18 protein-coding genes are annotated in these 24,604 nt (G+C 69.1%); 14 read left to right on the forward strand and 4 right to left on the reverse strand.

Annotated features, from left to right (window positions below; translation table 11 throughout):
• Positions 1-101: 101 nt before the first annotated feature.
• Positions 102-1,259, reverse strand: coding sequence for a helix-turn-helix transcriptional regulator (locus AC1Z3O_RS29715; protein ID WP_483520101.1), 1,158 nt, complete (start codon positions 1,257-1,259; stop codon positions 102-104).
• Positions 1,260-1,566: 307 nt separating this feature from the next.
• Here AC1Z3O_RS29715 and AC1Z3O_RS29720 point away from each other — a divergent pair, with 307 nt between their 5' ends.
• From AC1Z3O_RS29720 to AC1Z3O_RS29735, 4 genes are all read left to right on the forward strand, one after another.
• Positions 1,567-4,293: an ATP-binding protein gene (locus AC1Z3O_RS29720; RefSeq protein WP_483520102.1), complete on the forward strand. Its 2,727-nt coding sequence runs from the start codon at positions 1,567-1,569 to the stop codon at positions 4,291-4,293.
• Positions 4,290-5,606, forward strand: a complete 1,317-nt coding sequence (locus AC1Z3O_RS29725) for an EAL domain-containing response regulator (protein ID WP_483520104.1) — start codon at positions 4,290-4,292, stop codon at positions 5,604-5,606. Before AC1Z3O_RS29720 ends, AC1Z3O_RS29725 begins: the two co-directional genes overlap by 4 nt.
• Positions 5,607-5,804: 198 nt before the next feature.
• Positions 5,805-6,773, forward strand: a complete 969-nt coding sequence (locus AC1Z3O_RS29730) for a ferritin-like domain-containing protein (protein ID WP_483520106.1) — start codon at positions 5,805-5,807, stop codon at positions 6,771-6,773.
• Between the two features lie 4 nt (positions 6,774-6,777).
• Entirely contained in the window at positions 6,778-7,941 is a 1,164-nt protein-coding gene (locus tag AC1Z3O_RS29735; protein WP_483520108.1) for a glycosyltransferase, read from the forward strand.
• 38 nt (positions 7,942-7,979) lie between these two features.
• Here the strand turns inward: AC1Z3O_RS29735 and hpnA are convergent, their stop codons facing one another.
• Complete coding sequence (gene hpnA, locus AC1Z3O_RS29740) at positions 7,980-8,981, reverse strand: hopanoid-associated sugar epimerase (RefSeq protein ID WP_483520110.1); 1,002 nt, start codon at positions 8,979-8,981, stop codon at positions 7,980-7,982.
• Between the two features lie 173 nt (positions 8,982-9,154).
• Here hpnA and ispH point away from each other — a divergent pair, with 173 nt between their 5' ends.
• From ispH to AC1Z3O_RS29770, 6 genes are read left to right on the forward strand one after another with little or no spacing between them, the layout of a single operon-like run.
• A complete protein-coding gene (gene ispH, locus AC1Z3O_RS29745) occupies positions 9,155-10,144 on the forward strand; it encodes a 4-hydroxy-3-methylbut-2-enyl diphosphate reductase (protein ID WP_483520112.1) in 990 nt (329 codons plus the stop codon).
• Between the two features lie 21 nt (positions 10,145-10,165).
• A complete protein-coding gene (hpnH, locus tag AC1Z3O_RS29750) occupies positions 10,166-11,332 on the forward strand; it encodes an adenosyl-hopene transferase HpnH (protein ID WP_483520114.1) in 1,167 nt (388 codons plus the stop codon).
• Positions 11,333-11,337: 5 nt separating this feature from the next.
• On the forward strand, positions 11,338-12,534 hold the full coding sequence (gene hpnI / locus AC1Z3O_RS29755; RefSeq protein ID WP_483520116.1) for a bacteriohopanetetrol glucosamine biosynthesis glycosyltransferase HpnI: 1,197 nt from the start codon (positions 11,338-11,340) through the stop codon (positions 12,532-12,534).
• The gene (gene hpnJ, locus AC1Z3O_RS29760; RefSeq protein WP_483520118.1) at positions 12,531-13,964 is read left to right on the forward strand and encodes a hopanoid biosynthesis associated radical SAM protein HpnJ; all 1,434 of its coding nucleotides are present in this window, start codon (positions 12,531-12,533) and stop codon (positions 13,962-13,964) included. Before hpnI ends, hpnJ begins: the two co-directional genes overlap by 4 nt.
• Positions 13,965-13,996: 32 nt before the next feature.
• On the forward strand, positions 13,997-14,812 hold the full coding sequence (hpnK, locus tag AC1Z3O_RS29765) for a hopanoid biosynthesis-associated protein HpnK (RefSeq protein WP_483522075.1): 816 nt from the start codon (positions 13,997-13,999) through the stop codon (positions 14,810-14,812).
• 7 nt (positions 14,813-14,819) lie between these two features.
• Positions 14,820-15,851 carry a lysylphosphatidylglycerol synthase domain-containing protein gene (locus tag AC1Z3O_RS29770; RefSeq protein ID WP_483520119.1) on the forward strand — a complete coding sequence of 344 codons (1,032 nt, stop codon included), beginning with the start codon at positions 14,820-14,822 and terminating at the stop codon, positions 15,849-15,851.
• Between the two features lie 163 nt (positions 15,852-16,014).
• On the opposite strand, the gene AC1Z3O_RS29775 is transcribed toward AC1Z3O_RS29770, so the two are convergent.
• A complete protein-coding gene (locus AC1Z3O_RS29775) occupies positions 16,015-16,653 on the reverse strand; it encodes an MlaC/ttg2D family ABC transporter substrate-binding protein (protein ID WP_483520121.1) in 639 nt (212 codons plus the stop codon).
• A 220-nt stretch (positions 16,654-16,873) separates the two neighbouring features.
• On the opposite strand from AC1Z3O_RS29775, the gene hpnN reads away from it, so the two are divergent.
• Both hpnN and AC1Z3O_RS29785 read left to right on the forward strand, forming a co-directional pair.
• Positions 16,874-19,552 carry a hopanoid transporter HpnN gene (hpnN, locus tag AC1Z3O_RS29780; protein ID WP_483520123.1) on the forward strand — a complete coding sequence of 893 codons (2,679 nt, stop codon included), beginning with the start codon at positions 16,874-16,876 and terminating at the stop codon, positions 19,550-19,552.
• A gap of 6 nt (positions 19,553-19,558) precedes the next feature.
• Positions 19,559-20,485, forward strand: a complete 927-nt coding sequence (locus tag AC1Z3O_RS29785; RefSeq protein ID WP_483520125.1) for an MlaA family lipoprotein — start codon at positions 19,559-19,561, stop codon at positions 20,483-20,485.
• Between the two features lie 88 nt (positions 20,486-20,573).
• On the opposite strand, the gene AC1Z3O_RS29790 is transcribed toward AC1Z3O_RS29785, so the two are convergent.
• Positions 20,574-21,221 carry a TetR/AcrR family transcriptional regulator gene (locus AC1Z3O_RS29790; RefSeq protein WP_483520127.1) on the reverse strand — a complete coding sequence of 216 codons (648 nt, stop codon included), beginning with the start codon at positions 21,219-21,221 and terminating at the stop codon, positions 20,574-20,576.
• Between the two features lie 82 nt (positions 21,222-21,303).
• Here AC1Z3O_RS29790 and AC1Z3O_RS29795 point away from each other — a divergent pair, with 82 nt between their 5' ends.
• Together AC1Z3O_RS29795 and AC1Z3O_RS29800 are read left to right on the forward strand one after the other, a co-directional pair.
• Positions 21,304-23,592, forward strand: a complete 2,289-nt coding sequence (locus AC1Z3O_RS29795) for an SDR family NAD(P)-dependent oxidoreductase (protein WP_483520129.1) — start codon at positions 21,304-21,306, stop codon at positions 23,590-23,592.
• Positions 23,589-24,563, forward strand: a complete 975-nt coding sequence (locus tag AC1Z3O_RS29800) for an alpha/beta fold hydrolase (protein ID WP_483520130.1) — start codon at positions 23,589-23,591, stop codon at positions 24,561-24,563. The genes AC1Z3O_RS29795 and AC1Z3O_RS29800 overlap by 4 nt, the downstream gene beginning before the upstream one ends.
• Positions 24,564-24,604: the final 41 nt, after the last annotated feature.

Raw genomic sequence — 24,604 nt, forward strand, 5'->3', positions numbered from 1 at the left:
CCTGATCGGATTGGGCGAGCAAGCACCCGTGGCGGCGCGCACGGCGGCGCAGTCAAGCGCGAGGCGAGGGAGAAAGGCAGGCGCCCGGAGGGGCGCGGGCATCAGGCGTCCGGGCAGTGCTGCGCGTGCAGGCGCACCAGTTCCATCTGGCCGTGCGTATTGGTCTTCTGGAAGATCTGCTTGAGGTGGCTGCGCACCGTGTTCTCGGACACGTGCAGCGCCTGTGCAAGCGTGGCGATCGAGTGGCCGGCGAAGATCAGCGCGCTGACGCGCGCCTGTGCCTCGCTCAGCTTGAACTGGCGCGCAAACAGGCAGTCGTGGTGGGCATGCTCCGTGCCTTGCCGGCGCGCGCTGACCACCAGCAGCGCGCGCCCCGGGCCGGGCCCGCTGCGCAGCGAGGCCCCGGCAGGCTGCAGCGTGAGCGTGGTCGGCAAGAGCGCGCCTGGCGCCGAGACCGACAGGACCTGCGTCGCTGCCGTGTCGGCGCGTGCCACACCCTCGTCTGCGCCCCGCGCCATGGCGGCCAGCATCTCGCGCAGCGCGCGATGGTCGGCCGGCGTCACGGCCGCCAGGTGCTCGCCGTCGCGAAACAAGCCACTGCCCTGCCCGCAAAGCGCCTGCGCATTGCGGTTGCAGTAGACGATGCGGCCGTCCGGCTCGACCAGGAAGGTCGCATTGGCATGGCCATCGACGATGCGCATCAGGGCCTGTCCCAGGTCAGCGGCGTGGCGGCGATGCCAGCGGTTCTCCATGGCCAGCGCGATATGCGCGAGCAGGCCGCGGAATTCCGCCTTCTCGCGGGCGGCGAAACGCCGCTGGTCCTCATCGCGGAACAGTTCCAGATAGCACAAGGCCTCGCCATCGCGCGCGACGACGCCGCACAACCGGTGCAGGTAGCGGTAGGGCCGCAGCAGGGCCTGGTAGTAGTCGGTACGGAACAGGTCGCGGCTGCCCAGCACCTCTTCGCCACTGCTGACATGCAGCGGCTGGCAGGCGTCGGTGGACAGGAACCAGGGATTGCGCGGCGAGTACTCGGCAAAGGCGCGCGCGAAGGCGGCATCCTCGGGCATGCCGTACAGCACCTCGCCCTGGCCGCTGGCGAGATGGCGCCGTGCCAGCACCGCCGACGCCGCGCTGAAGCGCTCGCGCAGCAGCGCCATCACGCCGTGCCACGCCTCGTCGTCACTGGCGGCGGCGGCGGCGTGGATGCGGTAGACCAGTTCGCCCGTCTCGGGCGGATCGGCGTTGTGCGCTGGCAACCGCGCCTCCTCCATGGGTCCCGGCAGTGCGGGTTCTTAGGGCAGCGCCGGCGGGACAAGGCTCGGCTGGCCGCGTTAGTTGCCGGCAAGTTTTTCCGCTCGAGGCGCAAAAGTCAAGGCACGCATACCCCAAGGCACGCATATATCCGGCCTTGGCGCCGGCGGCGCCTGCGACCCCCACTTGCGCGCCATTGCACGACATCAGGATTCCGACAATAATCGGTGCGCCTGCTCCTGGCGTCGGCCCGGCGCCGGCCTGCCGCCCGAACCGTTCGCAGCCAGCGCGCTCTGCACCGACGCCCAAGCCATGCGCATCAAACGAGAATATCAATCCTGGGTCGCGAACGAAACGCTGGAAGACTACGCGCTGCGCTATGCGGCGCGCTCCTACCGGCGCTGGACGCCGTTCACGCTGGCCAACACCGCACTGGGCGGCGCGTCTTTCCTGGCCCTGGAGGCCATCGGCGCCAGCGTGACACTGAGCTTCGGCTTCCAGAACGCCTTCCCCGCCATCGTGCTGGTCTGCCTGCTAATCTTCCTGATCGGCCTGCCGGTCGCCTATCACGCGAGCGTATCCAACGTCGACATCGACCTGCTCACACGCGGCGCCGGCTTCGGCTATGCCGGCTCCACGGTCACGTCGCTGATCTACGCGTCATTCACCTTCATCTTCTTCGCGCTCGAATCGGCCATCCTGGCGCAGGCGCTGACGCTGGCGACAGGACTGAACCTGACGCTGGGCTACCTGGTCTGCTCGCTGGTGATCGTGCCGCTGGTGTTCTTCGGCGTCACGCTGATCAACAAGCTGCAGATGTGGACGCAGCCGCTGTGGGCCGTGATGCTGGTGCTGCCTTTCGTCTACATCCTGCGCCACGATCCGGATGTGCTTGCGCAATGGGCGGCTTTCACCGGCCAGGACGGCGGCTCGCCGCGCTTCGACATGCTGGCCTTCGGCACCGCCACCGGCGTGCTGTTCTCGCTGATGGGACAGATCGGCGAACAGGTTGACTACCTGCGCTTCCTGCCCGACCGCACGCGCGAGAACCGCCGCGCCTGGTGGAGCGCCCTGTTGTTCGCCGGCCCGGGCTGGATCCTGATCGGCGGCCTCAAGGTACTCGCCGGCAGCCTGCTGGCGGTGCTGGCCATCGGCGCCGGCGTGCCCGGCAAGCAGGCGATGGAGCCGATCCACATGTATATGTGGGCCTACGGCCAGGTCTTCGACCAGCCTGAGGTCGTGCTGGCGGCGGCGCTGCTGTTCGTACTGGTATCGCAGATCAAGATCAACGTCACCAACGCCTATGCCGGCTCGCTGGCCTGGTCCAATGTGTTCGTGCGGCTGGCACACTATCATCCCGGCCGTGTGGTCTGGCTGGTGTTCAACGTGGTGATCGCGCTGCTGCTGGCCCTGCTGGGCATCTTCAGCACGCTGGAGGCGGTGCTGAGCGTCTATGCCAATGTGGTGATCGCCTGGCTGGGCGCACTGGTGGCGGACCTGGTGGTGCTCAAGCCGCTGGGCATCAGTCCCCGCCATGTGGAGTTCCGCCGCGCCTACCTCCATGCCTTCAACCCGGTCGGCTGCGGCGCCATGCTGATCGCCTCGCTGGCCGGCATCAGCGCCTACGCCGGCCTGTTCGGCCCCGCCGCCCAGGCCTACTCCGCCTTCATCGCGCTGGGCGCCTCGTTTCTCAGCGCCATCGCAATCGCCTTTGCCACCGGCGGACGCTACTACATCGCACGCGACAACACGCATTACCGCGGGCACGGTGCCGACGAGCCACTCCGCTGCTGCGTATGCGAGCGCGACTACGAAGCGCCCGACATGGCGCACTGCCCTTTCTACCAGGGCCCGATCTGCTCGCTGTGCTGCGGCCTGGACAACCACTGCCACGATGCCTGCAAGCGCCCGGGCGCGCTCGACGTCCAGGCGCCGGCGCGCCGGGGCGGCCTGGCCGGCGTGCTGGCGCCACGCTTCACCGGGCGCCTGGGCCGCTTCCTCGGCCTGTTCGGGACCGCGGCGGCGGCCATGGGTGCCATCTTCCTGCTGGCCTTGCGCCTGATGGCCAGTGGCGGTGCGCCGCCCGGCGAGAACTTCGGCGACCTGCTGCTGCGCGTCTACGCGGCCACGCTGCCCCTGCTGGCCTTTGGCGCCTGGTGGATCGTGCTATCGCATGAAAGCCGCGAACTGGCGCGCGCCGAACTGGTGGAATCGCTGCGCCACCTCGAATCGGCACGCAAGAACCTGGTCGAGGCCGAAAAGATGGCGTCACTGGGCGGCCTCGTCGCCGGCGTCGCGCATGAGATCAACACACCGGTCGGGATCGTGGTCAGCGCGGCATCCTACCTGCAGGACCGCACCGACGCCGCGCTGGCCCAGCAGGCGCGCAGCGCGCTGGGTCCCGCCGAGTTGGAGCGCTACCTGGCCGACGCCGCCCAATCGGCCCGGCTGCTGCTGTCCAACGCCAACCGCGCGGCCCAGCTCGTGCAGAGCTTCAAGCAGGTGGCGGTGGACCAGACCAGCGAGAAGCGGCGCGGCTTCGACCTGGGCGGCTACCTGCGCGAGACCGTGGTAAGCCTGGAGCCCGGCATGCGCGACACCCGCGTGCGCCTGCAGGTCGATTGCGCCCCCGGCATCGCCATGGACAGCTACCCCGGCCCGATCGCGCAGATCATCACCAACCTGGTGATGAATTCGCTGCAGCATGCCTTCGCCGACGGCCGCGCCGGCACCATCAGCATCGCCGCGTGGCAGGCGAGCGACGACGAGATCGTCCTGCGCTACGCCGACGACGGCTGCGGCATCCCGCGCGCGCTGCATGAGAAGATCTTCGAGCCCTTCTTCACCTCGCGCCGCGGCCAGGGCGGCAGCGGGCTGGGCCTGCACCTGGTCTACAACCTGGTCACCCAGCGGCTGGGCGGCACCATCGCGGTGGATGACCGCGCCGGCGGCGGCGTGGTGTTCACGGTGCAGGTGCCGAGAGTCACGCCGTCGGCCAGGGCCACCATTCCAATCGCTCCCGTCGGGAACCTCTCATGAATGTGAATCCGTCGATGTCGACGATGCCCCCGTGGCAGGTACTGCTGGTTGATGACGAGCCGGCGGTGCACGACGTGACCCGCCTTGTACTGCGCGACCTGACGTTTTCCGGACGCCAGGTGGTATTCCACAGCGCCTACACGGGCGAGCAATGCGTGGCCCACCTGGCGGCGCACCCCGACACGGCGCTGGTCCTGCTGGACGTGGTGATGGAGACGGACGATGCCGGCCTGGTGGTGGTGCGCCGCATCCGCGAGGAGCTGCGCAATGCCGACGTGCAGATCGTCCTGCGCACCGGCCACCCCGGGATGGCACCCGAGGCGGAGGTGGTGACCGACTATGAGATCAACGGCTACTTCGTCAAGACCGAGCTGACCGCCCGGAAGCTGGCCTCCGTCGTCATCGCCGGGCTGCGCAGCTACCAGTACGTCAGGGCGCTGCAGCAGGCGCACCTGCCGCAGGACCCGCAGTACGATAGCGAGGCAGCGGCCGGCGCCCAGGCCGGTGCCGAGGAAGCGATCGCGCAGGCCCTGCAGCAGTCGCGCTACCGGCTGCGTGCCCAGTGCCAGTACGACCTGGTCGATGGCGGCCTGGCCGCGGTCGCGCTGCTGCCCGAATGGCCCGCTTCCGCCGGCTGGACCGCGCATCCCGAGATGGCCAGCCAGGTACGCAGCCCGGCGCTGCTCGAGGCCATCAACGACGCGGTGCTGCGCCGGGCCTGCGCGCTGGCGCGCGCATGGCTCGATCACTGGGACATGGCAGGCGATGCGACCGGCGCGGCCGGCTGGCCGCCCAGGATCAGCGTGCCGGTGCTGCTGCCGCGCGCGGCCAGCGGCGACGCCGCGCTGCAGGCCCTGCCCGGCCTGGTGCGCCAGGCACTGGCCGAGTGCGGCCTGCCTGGCGGGGCGCTCGACCTGTTGCTGCCGGGCAACCTCCCCGCCACCTCCGCGGCCGCAGCGGAAGCGGCCCGCGACGTCTGCGCGCAGATCCGCGCACAAGGCGTTTCCATCACGCTGAGCGACATCGGCAGCGGCCCGATCTCGCTGGCGCATCTGCGCCGGCTGCTGCCCGACCGGCTGCAAATCGCGGCCAGCCATGTACGCGACGTGGCCGACGATCTGGAGCGCGCCGCCATCGCCCGCGCCGTGATCGCGCTGGCGCACACGCTGGGCGTGCGGGTACTGGCCGACGGCATCGCCAGCGCGGCGGAACTGCAATTCTTCAAGTGGGAAGGCTGCGACCATGGCCAGGGCGATCTGCCCGGCCCTGCCTGGGACACGGCGGACTGGCCACAGGCGCTGCCGCGGGCCTGATCCGTCCGCCCGGGGACCCGGTGCGCCGCCGCCCCCGGGGAGAGCTTGCGCGAGAGGCGGATCGAGCACTGGAATGTTCCAACCGCCGCATGGAAGCGGTGCTTCCGGCCTTAATCTGCCCTTCGGCCGAGCCAAGCCTCGCGCGTCCCGGTTACAATCGCCCCCGTGCAATCACTTGCCAGAGGAAGAGGGAAGAGGATGTCCGACGCTCTAGACGTGCCGCCGCGTGACCCGCGGCCCGGCGCCGAGGACAGGGCCGCCGAAGTGGCGACCACCATCGCCCGTGCCGCCATCGAGCAGGCAGACTACGCCATGCGCAACTGGACCGACCCGACACCGGGCCCGCTGCGCATCGGCTCCGAGCAGCACCTGCGCATGTTCTGCGACATGCTGCTGCAGACCCACAACCCGTACAAGCCGGCCGTGATCGAATGGCCGAAACTGTCGCCCGAGGCACTGCACCGGGTCACCTCGCTGCCGATCTGGGACATCGCAGTGCAGACCGAGGGCCGCGCCTCGATCCGGGTCAAGACCTTCGCCGAGACCGTCACCCACCCGGTGCTGCGCAACGCGCTGGACATGGATGGCGGAGAAGAGGCACGCCACAAGGTGGTGCTGTCCAAGCTGGTGGAGGCCTATGGCATCCCGCTGGCGCCCGAACCCGACTATCCGCCGCCCGCCGACCCGGAATGGGGCTGGCTGGTGACCGGCTACAGCGAGTGCATCGACAGCTTCTTCGCCTTCGGCCTGTTCGCCGCCGCCCAGCGTTCCGGCTTCTTCCCGGCCGAACTGGTCGAGACCTTCGAGCCGGTGATCCAGGAAGAAGGGCGGCATATCCTGTTCTTTGTCAACTGGGCCGCCTGGTACAAGCGCAACCTGCCGTGGTGGCGCCGCCCGCTGTTCGCGCTGAAGGTGGCGCGCGTCTGGGCCTTCCTGATCTGGGAACGCGTGGGCATCGCGCGCGGCATCGACGCCGACGGCGCGGCACAGGACGCCAACTTCACCATGAACGGCGCCGAGGCCTTGGGCGAGGCACTGTCGCCAGCGGCGATGATCGACCTGTGCCTGAGCGAGAACGACAAGCGCATGGCGGGCTACGAGGTACGCCTGCTGCGCCCGACCACCGTGCCCCGCCTGGCCCGCTTTGCCCGCCGTTTCCTCCACTGATTCCATGTTCATGCAGATTTTATTTGGGCTGGCGCTGGTGTCGCTGGCGATCTGGTGCGTGCTGCTAGGCGCACGCGCAGGCTTCTGGCGCGTGCGCAAGCCGGCGCCCTCCCCGCGGCCGGCCGAATGGCCGGAAGTGGTCGGCATTGTGCCGGCGCGCAACGAGGCTGACGTGATCGGCCGCGCCGTGTCCGGCATGCTCGGGCAACGCTATGAAGGCAAGCTGCGGCTGGTGGTGGTGGACGACCATAGCGAGGACGGCACCGCCGCGATCGCGCGGGATGCCGCCGCCGCCATCGGCCGTGCCGACTCGCTGACCGTGATTTCCGCCCGCGACCTGCCGGCCGGCTGGAGCGGCAAGGTCTGGGCCCAGTCCGAGGGGCTGGCCGCCGCCGATGCCATCGCGCCCGATACCCGCTATGTGTGGCTCACCGATGCCGACATCCACCACGGCCCAGGTGTGCTGGCCGAGCTGGTGGCGCGTGCCGAACACGAGGAGCGTGACCTGGTCTCGCTGATGGTGCGGCTACGCTGCGCCTCGTGGTGGGAGCGCTTCATCGTGCCGGCTTTTGTCTTCTTCTTCGCCAAACTCTATCCCTTCGCCCGCATCAGCAACCCGCGCAGCAAGGTGGCCGGCGCTGCCGGCGGCTGCATGCTGGCGCGCCGCAGCGCGCTGGCGCGCATCGGCGGCTTCGCCGCCATCCGCCACGAGCTGATCGACGATTGCAGCCTGGCCGCCCAGATCAAGCGCGGCGGCTCGATCCGGCTGGACCTGGCGGACGACAGCATTTCGCTGCGGCCCTATGACGACTGGCGCAGCCTGTGGGACATGATCGCGCGCAGCGCCTACACCCAGCTGCACTATTCGCCGCTGCTGCTGGCGGGCGCCTGCCTGGGCATGGTGCTGACCTACCTGGCGCCGCCGCTGCTGGCGCTGGGCGGCCTGGCGGCCGGCGCCGTACTGTGGCCGGCCTGGCTGGCCTGGGCCATGATGAGCCTGGCCTACCTGCCGATGCTGCGCGAGTACCGCCAGCCGGCCTGGCTGGCGCCGCTGCTGCCCGCCACGGCACTGTTCTACCTCGGCGCCACGCTGGATTCGGCGCGCCGCTACTGGCTGCGCCGCGGCGGTCAATGGAAGGGGCGCGCGCAGGCGCCGGTACGCTCTTGAGCTGGGTCAGACGAACCGACGTTCCTGCGGTGCCCGCTTCAGTCCAGGTAGCCTGCCTGCCGGAACCAGTCCAGCGCGTCGCGCAGGGCCTCCTGGTACGGCCTGGCCTGGTAGCCCAGCTCGCGGCCGGCCTTGGCGGAGCTGAAGAACATGCGGTATCTCGACATGGCCAGGCCGTCCAGCGTGATGAACGGCTCCTTGCCGGTCAGCCGTGCCACGGCCTCGGCCACGTGCGCCAGCGGATACAGCGGCCAGCGCGGCAGCTGGATCGTCGGCGCGCGCCGGCCGACCAGGCCGGCGATGTCGTGGAGCATCTGCTGCAGCGTGACGTCCTGGCCACCCAGAATGTAGCGCTCGCCGATGCGGCCGCGCTCCAGGGCCAGCATATGGCCTTCCGCCACATCGTCCACATGGGCCAGGTTCAGCCCGGTGTCCACGAAGGCGGGAATCTTGCCGGTGGCCGCTTCGACGATGATGCGGCCGGTCGGCGTGGGACGGACGTCGCGCGGCCCGATCGGGGTGGACGGATTGACGATCACCGCGGGCAGGCGGGACTCCCCCACCAATTGCTCGACGGCACGCTCGGCCAGCACCTTGCTGCGCTTGTAGGCGCCGATGGCCTCATCAGGGCGCATCGCCGCGGTTTCATCCACCGGGGCGGTGGCGCCGGCCACCCTCAGCGTGGCCACGCTGCTGGTATAGATGATGCGCTCCACGCCGGCCGCCTGCGCGGCGCGCATCACGGTCTGCGTGCCTTCCAGGTTGGTCCGTACGATTTCCTCGGGGTCGGGCGCCCAGAGGCGGTAGTCCGCCGCCACGTGGAACAGGTAGCGCACGCCGTCCAGCGCGCGCGCCATCGCCCGCGCATCGCGCATGTCGCCCTCGATGACCTGCACCGGCAGGCCCTCCAGATTGCGGCGCGGACTCGAGGCCCGCACCAAGGCACGCACGCCGAAGCCGCGCGCAAGCGCCTGACGCGCCACAGCAGAGCCAAGAAAGCCGGACGCGCCGGTCACCAAAACTTCATCTTTTACCGTCATGAGTCCTATCGCGGTAGTGTCGCGAACATGCCAAAAACCAGCTTGACCGGCCGGTCGCACGAACAAAGAAACCGGCAGCGGTATATAGTTACCACCGTGTTACGGAAATGTGATTCCGGAACAGCAATATTAAATTGTCTTTCAAGCCCATGTCTGGATCGGGGGCCATCAGTATGCAAGTGATTCTTGCCCAACCCCGGGGCTTTTGTGCCGGCGTGGTGCGTGCCATCGAAATTGTCGATCGCGCCCTCGTGAAGCATGGTGCCCCGGTATTCGTTCGGCACGAAATCGTGCACAATAAGCACGTTGTCGAGGGGTTGAAGCGCAAGGGCGCAAAATTCGTCGAGGAACTGGACACGGTGCCTTCTGGCGCCGTGACCATTTTCAGCGCCCACGGGGTGTCCAAGCAAGTCGAGGCTGAAGCCCGTACGCGCGAGCTGCGCGCCATCGACGCCACCTGCCCGCTGGTCATCAAGGTGCACACGCAGGGCCAACAGTACGCCGCAAGCGGCCGTACGGTGATCCTGATCGGGCATGCCGGCCACCCCGAGGTGGTAGGCACGATGGGCCAGATTCCGGGCAAGGTCATCCTGGTGCAGAACGAGGCCGAGGCGCAGACGCTGGACCTGCCGACCGACACCCCGGTGGCCTACGTTACCCAGACAACGCTGAGTGTGGACGACACGCGCAGCATCATCGCCGCGCTGACCCGCCGCTTCACCGACATCGTCGGCCCGGACACGCGCGACATCTGCTACGCGACGCAGAACCGCCAGAGTGCGGTGCGTGAGCTGTCCAAGCGCGTCGACGTGATCCTGGTGATCGGCGCGACCAACAGCTCGAATTCCAATCGCTTGCGCGAGATCGGCACCGAGAGCGGCGTGCCCAGCTACCTGCTTGCCGATGGCAGCGAGCTGGACCCGGCGTGGGTGCGCGATGCGGCGGTCGTCGGCATCAGCGCCGGCGCCTCCGCACCCGAGGAGATGGTGGAGGACGTGATCGCCGCGCTGCGCCGGCTGGGACCTGTCGAGGTCTCGACCATGGAAGGCATCGAGGAACACGCTGAATTCCGCCTGCCCGCCGAACTGGAGGATGCCCGTCCGGCAGTGGCGGCCGCCCGTCAAACCGAACCTCAGCTGGATCCGCAGACCGCGGCCGGCTGAACTTGAATTAGGAAATACGCTTTGGCTATTCCTTTCCTGCAGGTTGCCCGCGTGGGCGCCTATATCGTGCGCAAGCACCTGTCCGGCCAGAAGCGCTACCCGCTGGCGCTGATGCTTGAGCCCCTGTTCCGCTGCAACCTCGCCTGCAACGGCTGCGGCAAGATCGACTATCCGGACCCCATCCTGAACCAGCGCCTGTCGGTGCAGGAGTGCCTGGAAGCGGTCGATGAGTGTGGCGCGCCCGTGGTCTCCATCGCCGGCGGGGAACCGCTGCTGCACAAGGAGATGCCGGAGATCGTCAAGGGCATCATCGCCCGCAAGCGCTTCGTCTACCTGTGCACGAACGCGCTGCTGATGGAGAAGAAGATCGACCAGTACGAGCCGAGCCCGTACTTCGTGTGGTCGATCCACCTGGATGGCGACCGCGAGGCGCACGACCACTCGGTGAACCAGGAAGGCGTCTACGACCGGTGCGTGGAAGCGATCCGCATGGCCAAGGAGCGAGGCTTCCGCGTCAACATCAACTGCACGCTGTTCAACGATGCCAAGCCCGACCGCGTGGCGAAGTTCTTCGACTCGGTCAAGGCGATGGGTGTGGACGGCATCACGGTATCGCCGGGCTACGCCTATGAGCGCGCCCCGGACCAGCAGCACTTCCTGCACCGCGGCAAGACCAAGCAGCTGTTCCGCGACATCCTCTCGCGCGGCAATGCCGGCAAGAATTGGGCGTTCAGCCAGTCCACGATGTTCCTCGACTTCCTGGCCGGCAACCAGACCTACAAGTGCACGCCCTGGGGCAACCCGGCGCGCACGGTGTTCGGCTGGCAGCGTCCGTGCTACCTGGTGGGCGAAGGTTACGTCAAGACCTTCAAGGAACTGATGGAAGACACTGACTGGGACGCCTACGGCGTTGGTAACTATGAAAAGTGCGCCAACTGCATGGTCCACAGCGGCTTCGAGGCCACGGCCGTGGCCGACACGTTCGCGCATCCGCTGAAGGCCCTGGGCGTGAGCCTGCGTGGCGTGAAGACCGATGGCCCGATGGCCCCAGACATCCCGCTGGACAAGCAGCGTCCCGCGGAATACGTCTTCTCGCGCCACGTCGAGATCAAGCTCGCCGAGATCGGCCGCGCCCAGCCCAAGGGCAAGTCCGGCAAGGCGGCCAACCAGGCTACGGAAGCCGCCTGAGGACGATGTCAGCAGCCTGGCCGACCCTGCTTGGCAGCGCGCTCACCACGGTGGCGGCGGGCTACGCGCTGGCCGCTGCCTGGGCGAGCCGACGCCCGCCCGCGGCCTGGTCCGCGGCGGGCCTGCCGGCGGCCACGCCGCGCCCGGTCAGCGTGCTCAAGCCGCTGTGCGGCGCCGAGCCCCGACTGTACGAGAACCTGGCCGGCCTGTGCCGCCAGACGCATCCGTGCTACCAGTTCGTGTTCGGCGTGCGTGACGCGGATGACCCGGCCATCGCCGTGGTCGAGCGGCTGCGCGCCGACTTCCCCGCCTGCGACATCGCGCTGGTGGTCGATCCACGCGTGCATGGCGGCAACCTCAAGGTCAGCAACCTGATCAACCTGTTCGCCGCCGCCCGCCACGACGACCTCGTGCTGGCCGACAGCGATATCGCTGTGCCGCCGGACTACCTGGCGAGAGTGGCGGCGCCCCTGGCCGACCCGCAGGTCGGCGTGGTGACCTGCCTCTACCGCGGGCGCCCGGTTGGCGGCCTGTGGTCGCGCCTGGGCGCCGGCTTCATCAATGACTGGTTCGCACCTTCGGTGCGCATCGCCCATGCCGGCGGCTCGCGCCGCTTTGCCTTCGGCGCGACGATCGCGCTGCGCCGCGACACGCTGGCGGCCATCGGCGGCTTCGCGGCCCTGTCCGACCGCCTCGCCGACGATTTCTGGCTGGGCGAGCTGGCCCGGCAGCTCGGCCTGCGCACGGTGCTGTCCGAGGTCATCGTCGAAACCGACGTGACCGAGACCCGGCTGTCCGAACTGTGGACGCACGAGCTGCGCTGGCTGCGCACGATCCGCTCGCTGAACCCGCCCGGATTCAGTTTCACCTTCATCACCTTCACCTGGCCGATGCTGGCGCTGGGCCTGGCCCTGGCGCCGCTGCCTGCCGCGCTGGCCGTGGCCGCGCTTGGTGTGCTGGCGCGCAGCCTGCTCGCCGGCAGTGCCCGCGCGGCGCTGCTCGCGCCGCTGCGCGATGCGTTGCTGCTGGCCGGATGGGCTGCCGCCCTGCCCGGCACGCGCGTGCGCTGGCGCGACCAGGTGATGTCGACCAAAGACCGGCCCACACTGGCGCCGGCCGCGCCCCACGCGCAGGCCGCCCGCCCGGAACCCGACAATACCAACCCAGCCGCAAACGGCATCGTTTCCAGCAAGCTGTTATGAACGCCGCAAAGAAAACCCTGTTCCTGCAAGCCCCCTCCTTCGACGGTTTCGACGGCGGCGCCGGCTCGCGCTACCAAGCCAAGCGTGAGATCAAGTCCTTCTGGTACCCGACCTGGCTGGCCCAGCCCGCGTCGCTGATTCCGGGCAGCCGCGTGCTCGACGCGCCCGCCGACGAGCTGACGGTGCAGCAGTCGCTGGACATCGCCGCCGAGTACGACCTGGTCATCATCCACACCTCGACGCCGTCCTTCCCGACCGACGCCAAGTTCGCCGAGGAACTGAAGAAGCGCAAGCCGGGCGTGATGATCGGCATGGTCGGTGCCAAGCCGGCGGTGGACCCGGGCGGCACGCTGGGCGCCAGCGACGCCATCGACTTCGTCTGCCGCGAGGAATTCGACTACACCTGCATGGAAGTCGCACAGGGCAAGCCGCTCAAGGACGTGCTGGGCCTGAGCTACAAGCTGGCCGACGGCTCGCACGAGCACAACGGCCCGCGCCCGATGATCGAGAACATGGACGAACTGCCCTTCGTCGCCCCGATCTACAAGCGCGACCTGAAGATCGAGAACTACTTCATCGGCTACCTGAAGCACCCCTATGTGTCGATCTACACCGGCCGGGGCTGCCGCTCGAAGTGCACCTTCTGCCTGTGGCCGCAGACCGTGGGCGGCCACCGCTACCGCACCCGCTCGGCCGAAAGCGTGATCGCCGAGGTGAAGTGGATCAAGGAGAACATGCCCGAGGTCAAGGAGATCATGTTCGACGACGACACCTTCACCGACTTCAAGCCCCGCGTGGAAGAGATCGCGCGCGGCCTGGGCAAGCTGGGGGTGACCTGGTCCTGCAATGCCAAGGCCAACGTGCCGTACAGCACGCTGAAGATCATGAAGGAAAACGGCCTGCGCCTGCTGCTGGTGGGCTATGAGTCCGGCGACGACCAGATCCTGCACAACATCAAGAAGGGCCTGCGCACCGACATCGCCCGCCGCTTCACTGAAGACTGCCGCAAGCTGGGCATCCAGATCCACGGCACCTTCATCCTGGGCCTGCCGGGCGAAACGCGCGAGACCATCGAGAAGACCATCGAGTACGCAAAGGAAATCAACCCGCACACCATCCAGGTGTCGCTGGCTGCGCCCTACCCCGGCACCCGCCTGTACGACCAGGCGGTCGAGAACGGCTGGCTGGAAGAGAACAAGGTGATCAACCTGGTCAACGACAAGGGCGTGCAGCTGGCGGCGATCAGCTACCCGCACCTGTCGAAGGAAGACATCTACCACGGCGTCGAGACCTTCTATAAGCGCTTCTATTTCCGTCCCAGCAAGATCTGGGAGATCGTGCGCGAGATGCTCGGCAGCTGGGACATGATGAAGCGGCGCCTGCGCGAAGGCGTGGAGTTCTTCCGCTTCCTGCGTTCACACGAGGCTTGATCCTGGAACGGCCCGCCCCCCCTGCCCGCGCGCTGATCGTCACCGCCGACGACTTTGGTCTCACCACTGGGGTCAACGAGGCGGTCGAACTGGCGCACCGCGACGGCGTGCTCAACGCAGCCAGCCTGATGGTGGGCGCGCCGGCCGTTGCCGACGCCGTGGCGCGCGCGCGTCGGCTGCCGGAGTTGCGCGTGGGCCTGCACGTGGTGCTGGCCGACGGACCGGCCGTGCTGCCGCGCAGTGCGATTCCAGACCTGGTCGACGCCGAGGGCCGTTTCGGCTCCGCGATGGCGCGCGACGGCTGCCGTTTCTTTTTCCTGCCGCATGTGCGGCGGCAGCTTGCGGCGGAAATCCGCGCGCAGTTCGAGGCCTATGCGGCCACCGGGCTGCCGCTCGACCACGTCAATACACACAAGCATTTCCACCTGCACCCCACGGTGCTGTCGCTGATCCTGCGCATCGGCCGCGAGTACGGCCTGCGCGCCATGCGGCTGCCGCTGGAGACCGGCGCGCCGCTGTTCCTGCGGCCCTGGCTGGCGCTGCTACGCCGCCGCCTACGTGCCGCTGGAATCGTCCACAATGATTACGTGGTGGGCATCGCCAACAGTGGCGGCATGGACGAGTCGGTGCTGCTTGCGGCACTGCGCCGCCTGCCGGCCGGCGTCGGCGAGATCTACCTGCACCCGGGCGTGGAGTCCGGGGCGCGCGTGACGCAATCGATGGCTGGCTACCGCCATGCCGATGAACTGGCGGCCCTGCTCTCGCCGCGGGTGCGTGCGGCGCTGGATGAAGTGGCGCCAAGGCGCGGCGGCTTCGCTGACGTGTTCGATGGCCTGGCGCCGGCATGAACCGAAGATGAAACGTATTGCTTACCTCACCGGCCTGCTCGGCCTGATCGCCCTGACCGCCCTCGTGGCGCACCAGGGCGTGGGCGACGTCGCGCACATTCTGGCGCAGGGCGGCTGGCTGTTGCTGCTGCTCGTGCCGTTCCACGGCCTGCCGCTGTTGCTCGACGCCCAGGGCTGGCGCGTGCTGCTGGCGCCGGTCGATCCCGGCCGCCACGCCGGACTGGGCTTCCTGTGGTGGGTAGCCGGCGTGCGCGAGGCCGTCGGCCGGCTGCTGCCGACCCTCACCATCGGTGGTGATCTGGTCGGCATCCGGCTGGCGCGCATGCGGGTGGCCGACACCACGGCGGTCGCCGCCAGTGTCGTGGTCGAGGCCATGGTCACGCTGTTCGCCCACTACCTGTATTCCGTGCTGGGCGTGCTGATGCTGCTGCTGGCGATGGACACCGGTGGCCACGGCACGGTCATCCTGGCCGGGCTGCTGCTATCGCTGCCGGTGCCGGTGCTGTTCGCCGTGTCGCTGCGGCACGGTGGCATCTTCGAAAAGCTGGAAGGTGCGGCGCGACGCCTGTTCGGCGAGGACAACCGCATCGCCGTGATGATCGACGGCACACGCCTGGATGCGCAGATCCGGCTGCTTAACCAGCGCCGCAGCGTGCTGCTCAAGGCGGTCGCCTGGCAGTTCGCCGGGTTGATGGTTGGCACGCTCGAAGTCTGGTTTGCGCTGATGCTGCTGGGCCACCCGGTGCCGATCTGGCAGGCGCTGGCCATCGAAGCGCTGACCCAGGCTGCGCGCCAGGTCGCCTTCTTCGTGCCGGCCGGCCTGGGCGTGCAGGAGGCGGTGGTGCTGCTGTTGGGCCACATGCTTGGTGTGGATCCCCAGACATCGATGTCGCTGGCCCTGGTCAAGCGCGCGCGGGAAATCCTGTACGGCGTGCCCGCGCTGGTGTCCTGGCAATGGATGGAACTGCGCCGCTGGCGGCGCGGCGTGCGCAAAGCGGCCGCGGCCGCGGCCGGCGCCCAAAAGGCGCCGCTGCGCTGAGGCAGCGGCCGGCCTGCGCGGTCCGGTGCACGCAGCAACGGGCCGGCGCGGCCAGCGCGCCCAAGCGGTACGGGTACAGGTACGGGAAGGGAAGGTAGACAGCCCAGGCGGCGCCGGTATGGCGGCACCTGGGCGAGGCGAGTGCTCAGGCCTGCCGAGCCACTCAGGCGTCAGCCGACTGCTTGGCGTTGTGGTTGGTCAGGTACTTGACCAGGCCATCGACGCCGCCACGGGCGACGACGTCGGAGAACTGCCGGCGGTAAACCTCGATCAGCCAGGCGCCCATCATATTGATGTCGTAGATTTTCCAGCCGTTGGGCGTGCGCTGCAGGCGATAGTCGATCTGCATCTCATCGCCGTTGTTCAGCACGCGCGTCTGCACGACTACGTCGTTCGCGCCCTGCGCAGGCAATGCCGGCTTGTAGGTGAACTTGACATTCTGCTCGCGCAGCTGCGCAAGCGACACGGCGTAGCTGCGCACCAGCAGCGCCTCGAACTGCTGGTGCAGTTGCTTGCGCTGCTCCGGCGTGGCATCGCGCCAGGCGGGGCCGACGGCGAGCCGGGTGGTGCGCTCGAAGTCTGTGAACGGCAGGAATTGGCGCTGAACCACGGCGGTGATCTTGGCCAGGTCGCCGCTGCGGGTCTCGGGATTGCTCTTGATCGTGGTGATCACGCCCTCCACCGCCGCCTGGACCAGCTTGTCCGGGTTGGCAGTGGCGCGGTCGATGCTCTGCGCCTGCGCGGCCGACACCATCACGACGGCGGCCAACGGAATCAGGGAAACGATACTTTGCGTCTTCATACGTACGATGGGCTCCAATAGCCTCAGTGGCGGCAACAGGCTTCGTCGGCACCCCCGCCATGGGAACCGGCCCTAAACGGATCAGTATAGCCTACGGCGGCCGTATCGGACCGCGGCGTTACCGGCATCACATCAATGTATCAATGCGGTGGCGCAGACGGCCCTCAGCCCACCGCACGGGTATACTCCCGGCTGCCGTATTGCACCCTTGACCTGCCCAATGCTCACGTCGCTGCTCACCCGCATCGTCAAATTCGCCACTTCCCGCCCCTGGAGCGTGATCGTCGTGGCCGCCCTGCTGACCCTGCTCAGCAGCGTCTACGTGGCCCGGCACTTCGCCATCAATACGGACATCGGCCGCCTGCTCGAATCCAGTGCGCCCTGGGCGCAGCGCGACGCTGCCATCGGCAAGGCCTTCCCGCAACGCGAACAATTGATCCTGGCCGTGGTCCAGGCGCCGGCCGTGGAACTGGCCGACACCGCGGCCGACGAGCTGGCCGGCGCGCTGCGCCAGGAGCCGGCGCGCTTCCACGCGGTGAGCCAGCCCGGCGGCGGCGAGTTCTTCACGCGCAACGGCCTGCTGTTCCTGGACACCGCTGCGGTCAAGGACATGACCGCGCAGCTGGGCCAGGCGCGCCCGCTGCTCAACACGCTGGCACGCGATCCATCGCTGCGTGGCCTGTCCGACACCTTGACGACCACGCTGACACTGCCGTTGCAGCTCGGCCAGGTCAAGCTCTCCGACATGGCCACGCTGCTCGGCCAGAGCGCGAACGCGGCCGAGGGCGTGCTGGCCGGCAAGCCGGCCGCCTTGTCATGGATGGGCCTGCTCGATGCGGACCTGCGCCCCGGCCCCGACGGCCTCGCGCGCAGCTTCATCACCATCAGCCCGGTGCTGAACTACAGCGACCTGGAGGCCGGTGCCGCCGCCTCCGATGCCATCCGCGCGGCCGCGGTGCGACTGCGGCTGGCCGAGCGCTACGGCGCCGAGGTACGGCTGACCGGCCCGCAACCGCTGGCCGACGATGAGTTCGCCTCGGTCAGCGAGGGCGCGGCCCTGAACGGCGCGCTGACGGTGCTGGCCGTCATCCTGATCCTGTGGATGGCACTGCGCTCCAAGCGACTCATCATCTGCGTGCTGATCAGCCTGTTCTCCGGCCTGATGATCACCGCCGCGCTCGGCCTGGCCATGGTCGGCGCGCTCAATATGATCTCGGTGGCCTTCGCCGTGCTGTTCGTCGGGCTGGGCGTGGACTTCGGCATCCAGTTCGGAGTGCGCTACCGCGCCGAGCGCCATGCCGACGAAAGCGTCGACGTGGGTACCGCGCTGGTGCACGCCGCGCGCGTTTCGGCCATGCCGCTGTCCCTGGCCGCCACCGCCACCGCCGCCGCCTTCTTCTGCTTCCTGCCTACCGACTACCGCGGTGTTGCCGAACTGGGAAAGATCGCCGGCGTCGGCATGCTGGTCGCCTTCACCGGCACGTTCACGCTGCTCCCCGCCCTCATCTCGCTGATGCGCCCCGAGGGCGGCCGGGTCGCCCCGGGCGTGCCCCGGCTGGCGGCCGCCGATGCCTTCTTCGAGCGCCACCGCAAGCCCGTGCTGATCGCCACCTCTGCGGCCATCCTGCTGGCCTCGCCGCTGCTGCTGCACCTGCGCTTCGACTTCAACCCGCTGCACCTGAAGGATCCTAATTCCGAGTCGATGTCCACGCTGCTGGCGCTCAAGGACGCCCCGCAGGCAGGTACCGACGATGTCAGCGTGCTCGCGCCGTCGCTGGACGCCGCGCGGCAGATCGCGGATAAGCTGTCTGCGCTGCCCGAGGTGGCGCGCGTGATCACGTTGCAAAGCTTCATCCCGGGCGACCAGCCGCCCAAGCTTGCCGCCATCGCCGCCGCCGCGACCAACCTGCGGCCGGTGCTGGAGCAAACCCCGGCCACAGCGGCCACCGACGCGCTGCGCGTGGCCTCGCTGAAGAACGCGGCACGCCAGCTCTCCCTCGCTGCCGAAGACCATCCGGGCCCGGGTGCAACCGAAGCGGCACGCCTGGGCAAAGCGCTCAAACAACTCGCCGCGGCCGATGCCGCCACGCGCGACCGCGCCGAGCAGGCGCTCAGCCTGCCGCTGCGGCTTGCCCTGAGCCGGCTGCAGCGCGCCTTGTCGCCGCAGCCGGTCACCGAGCAGAGCCTGCCGCCCGAACTGGTGCGCGACTGGCTGGCACCGGACGGCCGCGCCCTGGTCAGCGTCAGTCCCAAGCTGCCGCGCGGCGATGGCGATGCGCGCGAGCAGGCCATCGACCGTTTCATCGATGCCGTGCTGCGCGTGGAGCCGCAGGCCACCGGCGGCCCCATCGCGATCCGCGGCTCGGCCGAGACCATCATGACGGCCTTCGCCCATGCGGGCGTGTGGGCCGTGCTGTCGATCACCGTGCTGCTGTGGATCGCGCTGCGCCGCGTCGGCGACGTGCTGCGCACGCTGGTGCCGCTGCTGGTATCGGCCGTGGTGACGCTGGAGATGTGCGTGGTGTTCGGCATCGCCCTGAACTTCGCCAACGTGATCGCCTTGCCGCTGCTGCTCGGCATCGGCGTGGCCTTCAAGATCTACTACGTGATCGCCTGGCGGGCCGGCAAGACCCACTTGCTGCAGTCCAGCCTGACGCACGCGGTGCTCTACAGCGCCGCGACCACTGCCACCGCCTTCGGCAGCCTGTGGCTGTCCAGCCACCCGGGCACCGCCAGCATGGGCAAGCTGCTGGCCCTGGCCCTGGCCTGCACGCTGGCGGGCGCCGTGTTCTTCCAGCCCATGCTGATGGGCCGTCCGCGGCGCGCGCGTGCCGGGACGGATGCCGCCAAGGCCCCCGCGCGCCACGGAAAGACAAAGACAACCTCGTCGGCCGACTGAGCCGGCATGCACTCAAGAAAAATGCGTAGCGACAAGCCCCTCTCCTTTCCCCTTCCCGGCACGGTGGCCCGCCCGCTGTGCGCGCTCGCAAGCGCCGCCCTGCTTTGCACCGGCTGCGCGACCGGGCCGCAGGCATCGCCCGAGGATCCGCTCGAGCCGATGAACCGTGTCGTGTTCAAGGTCAACGACAAGGTCGACACGTATGTGGCGCAGCCGATCGCCAAGGGCTACCGCGCGGTCACGCCGACGCCCGTGCGCAGCGCCGTCACGAACTTCTTCGCCAACATGGGCGATGTCGGCAACACGGTCAACAACATGCTGCAAGGCAAGGGCGTCGACGCGACGGAGAGCTTCATGCGGGTCGTCATCAACTCGACCTTCGGCATCGGCGGCCTGATCGACATCGCCACGCCTGCCGGCCTGAACCGCCACGCCCAGGACTTCGGGCTGACCATGGGCGTCTGGGGCATCCCGTCCGGGCCCTACCTGGTGCTCCCGCTGTTCGGTCCCAGCTCGTTCCGCGACGGCGTCGGCCTGTACGTCAACTTCCAGCTCGACCCGACCACCTACTTCGATCCGGCCTGGCGCAATACGCTGTTCGGCGTGAACATCGTCGACACCCGCACCAACCTGCTGGGCGCCACCGACCTGCTGGCGCTGGCCGCGCTCGACAAGTACGCCTTCACGCGCGACGCCTACCTGCAGCGCCGGCGCTACCTGATCGAGGGCAGCAAAGCGGAAAAGAACCTGCCCAACTACGAGGAAAACGAACCGGAATCCGGCGCGGCGGGCAAGCCGGCCGAGCCGGCCCAGGTGCCGGCGGGCGCAGCGCCCGCCGCACCGCAGCAAGCGGCGCCGTCGAAAGAGCCTGCTCCCGCGAAAGAGCCCACGAAAGAGCCCGCGCCACAGGAGGCGGCACCGGCCAAGCCCTGAGCCCCCGCGTCCCTGACGCCGCGCAACGGGCGCCGCCCGTCCGCTGCGCACGCCGGCGCGGCGGCAAGGCCCGCCGCACTACCCCGCACTACCCCGCGAGCACGCCAGGTTGCGTCGGCATCACTGGCTTGCGGGTCAACACCAGCGCCAGTTGCAGCGCGCTGCCCGCCACCGCCTCGACAGACGGCGTGTAGCCGTTGCGTATCCAGCGCAGCGCGATATGCATGATCCCGCCGGTCGCACCCGCCAGCAGTAGCGGATCCGGCTCCTCCCCGGCCGGCAGCAAGGCCTGCGCCAGCAGGCTGCCGAGCGAGCGGAGAGAGGCATCGAGCGCCTCGTCCACCTGCTTGCTGACACCCTGGATCTCCACCAGGAAGACGCGTGCCGAGCGCGGCTCGCGCTGCAGGGCACCGAAATAGGCCGCCAGCATCGCCAGCGCGCGGCGCCGTCCGCTGCGCCCGGCTGCGTCGCCGGCGAGGGAGATCGCCTCCAGCAGCGCATCGGTGACCGCCTCGAACGAGGCGGCCAGCAAGGCTTCGCTATTCGCGAAGGATTCATAGAAATAGCGTTCGGTCAGGCCCGCCGCCTCGCACACCGCCTTCACGGTCGAGTGCTGGTAGCCGCGCTCGCCATAGACCTGGATGGCGGCGGCAATGAGTTGGCAACGGCGCTGCGCGCGCCGCTCGTCGGCTGCGGCGCCGCGGTAGCGGCGCGCGGGGGAAAGCTCTGTCGTCATGGCGCCATTATGACATTCCCTATTGTCAGATGATATCTGACAACCTACAGTGTCAGAATAGCATTCGACCTGGGTCCACTCCATGATTGCCACCGCCCCCACTGACACACCCTTGGATGTCCTGATCGTCGGGGCCGGCCTGTCCGGCATCGGCGCGGCCCGCCAACTGCAGCAGCGCTGCCCCGGCAAACGCTATGCGATCCTCGAGGCGCGCGCGTCGATGGGCGGCACCTGGGACCTGTTCCGCTACCCAGGCATCCGCTCCGATTCCGATATGTACACGCTGGGCTACCGCTTCAAGCCCTGGAAAGGCGCGAAGGCGATCGCGGATGGCCCGTCCATCCTGGCGTACATCCGCGAGACGGCCGAGGAGGCCGGCATCACCCAGCACATCCGCTTTGGCCACAAGGTCATCAGCGCGGCATGGGACAGCGGCGAGGCGTGCTGGACGGTCGAGGCCGAGCGCAGCGAGGATGGCGGCCGGGTACGGCTGCGCGCGCGCCTGCTCTATGTCTGCGCCGGCTACTACAGCTACGCCGAAGGCCACCGCCCCGCCTTCGCCGGCGAAGAGGATTTCCGCGGCCGGATGGTGCACCCGCAGTTCTGGGACCCGTCGCTGGACTACGCGGGCAAACGGGTGGTCGTGATCGGCAGCGGCGCCACCGCCGTCACGCTGGTACCGGCCATGGCGAGCAGCGCCGCCCACGTGACCATGTTGCAGCGCTCACCGACCTATATCGTGCCCCGCCCGGGCGAAGACGCCATCGCGCACAAGCTGCGCCGCCTGCTGCCGGAACGCCACGCCTATATGCTGACGCGCTGGAAGAACGTGCTGCTGGGCATGTTCTTCTACCAGCTCGCGCGCCGCAAGCCGGAGCAGGTCAAGATGCGCATGGTCGGCATGGCGGCCGAGCAGCTCGGCCCCAGCTTCGACATCGACACCCACTTCACGCCGCGCTACAAGCCTTGGGACCAGCGCGTCTGCGTGGTGCCGGACGGCGACCTGTTCCGCGAAATCCGCGACGGCCGCGCCTCAGTGGTCACCGACACCATCGAGCGCTTCACCGAGAACGGCATCCGGCTCGCCTCGGGCAAGGAACTGCCGGCCGACGTCGTGGTGGTGGCCACCGGCCTCAAGCTCAATATGCTGGGTGATATCGCCATCACCGTCGACGGCCAGCCGCGCCTGCCCGCCGAATCGATGGCCTACAAGGGCATGATGCTCAACGACGTGCCCAATCTGGTGCTCGCCTTCGGCTACACCAACGCCTCCTGGACGCTGAAGGCCGACCTGACGGCCGAGTACGTATGCCGGCTGCTGCGCCACATGGACCGCCGCGGCCACCGCATCGCGGTGCCGCGCCGCGATGCCGGCGTGCAGCCCGCGCCCTTCCTCGACTTCACCTCCGGCTACGTGCAGCGTGCCGCCGGCGTGCTGCCCAAGCAGGGCGACCGCAAGCCGTGGCGCGTGTACCAGAACTACTTCATGGACATGCTGACGATCCGGCACGGCGGCATCGACGACGGCGTGATGCAGTTCGACGCCCCGCTGCCGGCGCGGATGCAGCTCAAGGACCGGGTGGCGGTGGTCACCGGCGCGGGCAGCGGCATCGGCCGCGCGCTCGCGCAGGCGCTGGCGCAGCGCGGCTGCCATCTGGCCCTGGCCGACCGCGACCAGGCCGGCCTGGCGCAGACGGCCGCGCTGCCCGAACTGCGCGGCGTGCGTGTAAGCGTGCACGCGCTGGACGTGGCCGACCGCGACGCAGTGGCGGCATTGCCGGCCGCCGTGCTGGCCGAGCACGGCCGCGTCGACGTGCTCGTCAACAACGCCGGCGTGGCCCTGGGCGGCAGCTTCGAGCAGGTCAGCGAGGCGGACTTCGACTGGCTGATGTCGATCAACTTCCAGGCGGTGGTGCGCATGACGCGGGCCTTCCTGCCCCTGCTGCACCGCAGCGACGACGCCCGCATCGTCAACGTCTCCAGCCTGTATGGCCTGATCTCGCCGCCCGGCCAGAGCGCCTATTCCGCCAGCAAGTTCGCGGTGCGCGGCTTTTCGAATGCGCTGCGGCACGAACTGGCCAGCAGCCGCATCGGTGTCACGGTGGTGCATCCCGGCGGCATCGCCACGTCGATCGCGCGCAATGCGCGCCTGGCGGAGCCGATCCCGCAGGAGCAGCTGCAGCAGCGCCTCGCGCGCGCCGACAAGATGCTGCGGATGCCGCCGATTAAGGCGGCCGACATCATCGTGCGCGGACTGGAAAAGCGCCGCTCGCGCGTGCTGGTGGGCATGGACGCGGTGGTGGTGTCGTGGCTGGAGCGCCTTGCGCCGGTGCACTACTGGCGGCTGCTTGGCCGGAGCGTACAGGTATGAGCGCGCCGCTGATCGTGGTGGCGGCGCTGGCGCTGCTGGTGGTGCTGGCCGTGGCCGGCCTGGCCTGGTTCACGTGGCGCACCGCGAAGCGCGTGGAAGCCGCCCTGCCGCCCGCAGGCCGCTTCGTCGACGTGCCCGGCGCCCGGCTGCATGTGGTGGAGCGCGGCCAAGGTCCCGCCGTGCTGCTGGTGCACGGCCTGTCGGGCCAGCTCGGCAATTTCAACTATGGCATGATCGAGCCGCTGGCGCGCGATTTCCGCGTGGTGGCCGTGGACCGGCCGGGCGCCGGCTATTCCACGCGTGCGCCGGGAGCGGACGCTGGCCTGCCGGCTCAGGCCAGCGCGCTGGCGGCGCTGATCGAGCAGCTCGGGCTGGAGCGGCCGCTGGTGGTAGGACACTCTCTGGGCGGGGCGGTGGCGCTGGCGCTGGCCATCGGCCATCCGGAGCGCGTGGGCGGACTGGCGCTGGTGGCACCGCTGACGCATCCGCCCTCCGACATCCCCGTGGTGTTCAAGGCGCTGACGATCCGGCAGCCCTGGCTGCGCCGGCTGGTGGCCTGGACGCTGGCCACGCCGATGTCGATCGCCCGCCGCGAGCAGGTGATGGACATTGTCTTCGGCCCCGACCCGGTACCGCCAGATTTCGCCACGCGCGGCGGCGGCCTGCTCGCTCTGCGCCCTGGCCATTTCGTCGCCGCGTCGGAAGACCTCAATGCCGCCGAACACAGCCTGCCACCGCTGCTGCCGCGCTATGGAACGCTACGCCTGCCGCTCAGCATCCTGTACGGCCGCGAGGACCGCATCCTCGACCCGGCGGAGAACGGCGAGGCGCTGGCCGCCAAGGTGCCGGGTGCCGCGCTGACGCTGGTGCCCGGCGGCCATATGCTGCCGATCACCGCCGCCGATACCACCGTGCGCTTCGTGCGCGATGCGGCGGCGCGGCTGCGGGAGCCGGAGCGCGTGCCGGCGTGAGTCCCGGGGCGGCTCGCGCCGCCCCGTTGCAGCCGTTCAGG

Source organism: Cupriavidus sp. 09_S30, from assembly GCF_056930435.1.

What these genes read in the sequence shown, in the direction of transcription:
- AC1Z3O_RS29720 (WP_483520102.1), top strand. Translation starts at nt 1,567, where the DNA reads ATGCGCATCAAACGAGAATATCAATCCTGGGTCGCGAACGAAACGCTG.
- AC1Z3O_RS29725 (WP_483520104.1), top strand. Translation starts at nt 4,290, where the DNA reads ATGAATGTGAATCCGTCGATGTCGACGATGCCCCCGTGGCAGGTACTG.
- AC1Z3O_RS29730 (WP_483520106.1), top strand. Translation starts at nt 5,805, where the DNA reads ATGTCCGACGCTCTAGACGTGCCGCCGCGTGACCCGCGGCCCGGCGCC.
- AC1Z3O_RS29735 (WP_483520108.1), top strand. Translation starts at nt 6,778, where the DNA reads ATGTTCATGCAGATTTTATTTGGGCTGGCGCTGGTGTCGCTGGCGATC.
- hpnA (WP_483520110.1), bottom strand. Translation starts at nt 8,981, where the DNA reads ATGACGGTAAAAGATGAAGTTTTGGTGACCGGCGCGTCCGGCTTTCTT.
- ispH (WP_483520112.1), top strand. Translation starts at nt 9,155, where the DNA reads ATGCAAGTGATTCTTGCCCAACCCCGGGGCTTTTGTGCCGGCGTGGTG.
- hpnI (WP_483520116.1), top strand. Translation starts at nt 11,338, where the DNA reads ATGTCAGCAGCCTGGCCGACCCTGCTTGGCAGCGCGCTCACCACGGTG.
- hpnJ (WP_483520118.1), top strand. Translation starts at nt 12,531, where the DNA reads ATGAACGCCGCAAAGAAAACCCTGTTCCTGCAAGCCCCCTCCTTCGAC.
- AC1Z3O_RS29770 (WP_483520119.1), top strand. Translation starts at nt 14,820, where the DNA reads ATGAAACGTATTGCTTACCTCACCGGCCTGCTCGGCCTGATCGCCCTG.
- AC1Z3O_RS29775 (WP_483520121.1), bottom strand. Translation starts at nt 16,653, where the DNA reads ATGAAGACGCAAAGTATCGTTTCCCTGATTCCGTTGGCCGCCGTCGTG.
- hpnN (WP_483520123.1), top strand. Translation starts at nt 16,874, where the DNA reads ATGCTCACGTCGCTGCTCACCCGCATCGTCAAATTCGCCACTTCCCGC.
- AC1Z3O_RS29785 (WP_483520125.1), top strand. Translation starts at nt 19,559, where the DNA reads ATGCACTCAAGAAAAATGCGTAGCGACAAGCCCCTCTCCTTTCCCCTT.
- AC1Z3O_RS29790 (WP_483520127.1), bottom strand. Translation starts at nt 21,221, where the DNA reads ATGACGACAGAGCTTTCCCCCGCGCGCCGCTACCGCGGCGCCGCAGCC.
- AC1Z3O_RS29795 (WP_483520129.1), top strand. Translation starts at nt 21,304, where the DNA reads ATGATTGCCACCGCCCCCACTGACACACCCTTGGATGTCCTGATCGTC.
- AC1Z3O_RS29800 (WP_483520130.1), top strand. Translation starts at nt 23,589, where the DNA reads ATGAGCGCGCCGCTGATCGTGGTGGCGGCGCTGGCGCTGCTGGTGGTG.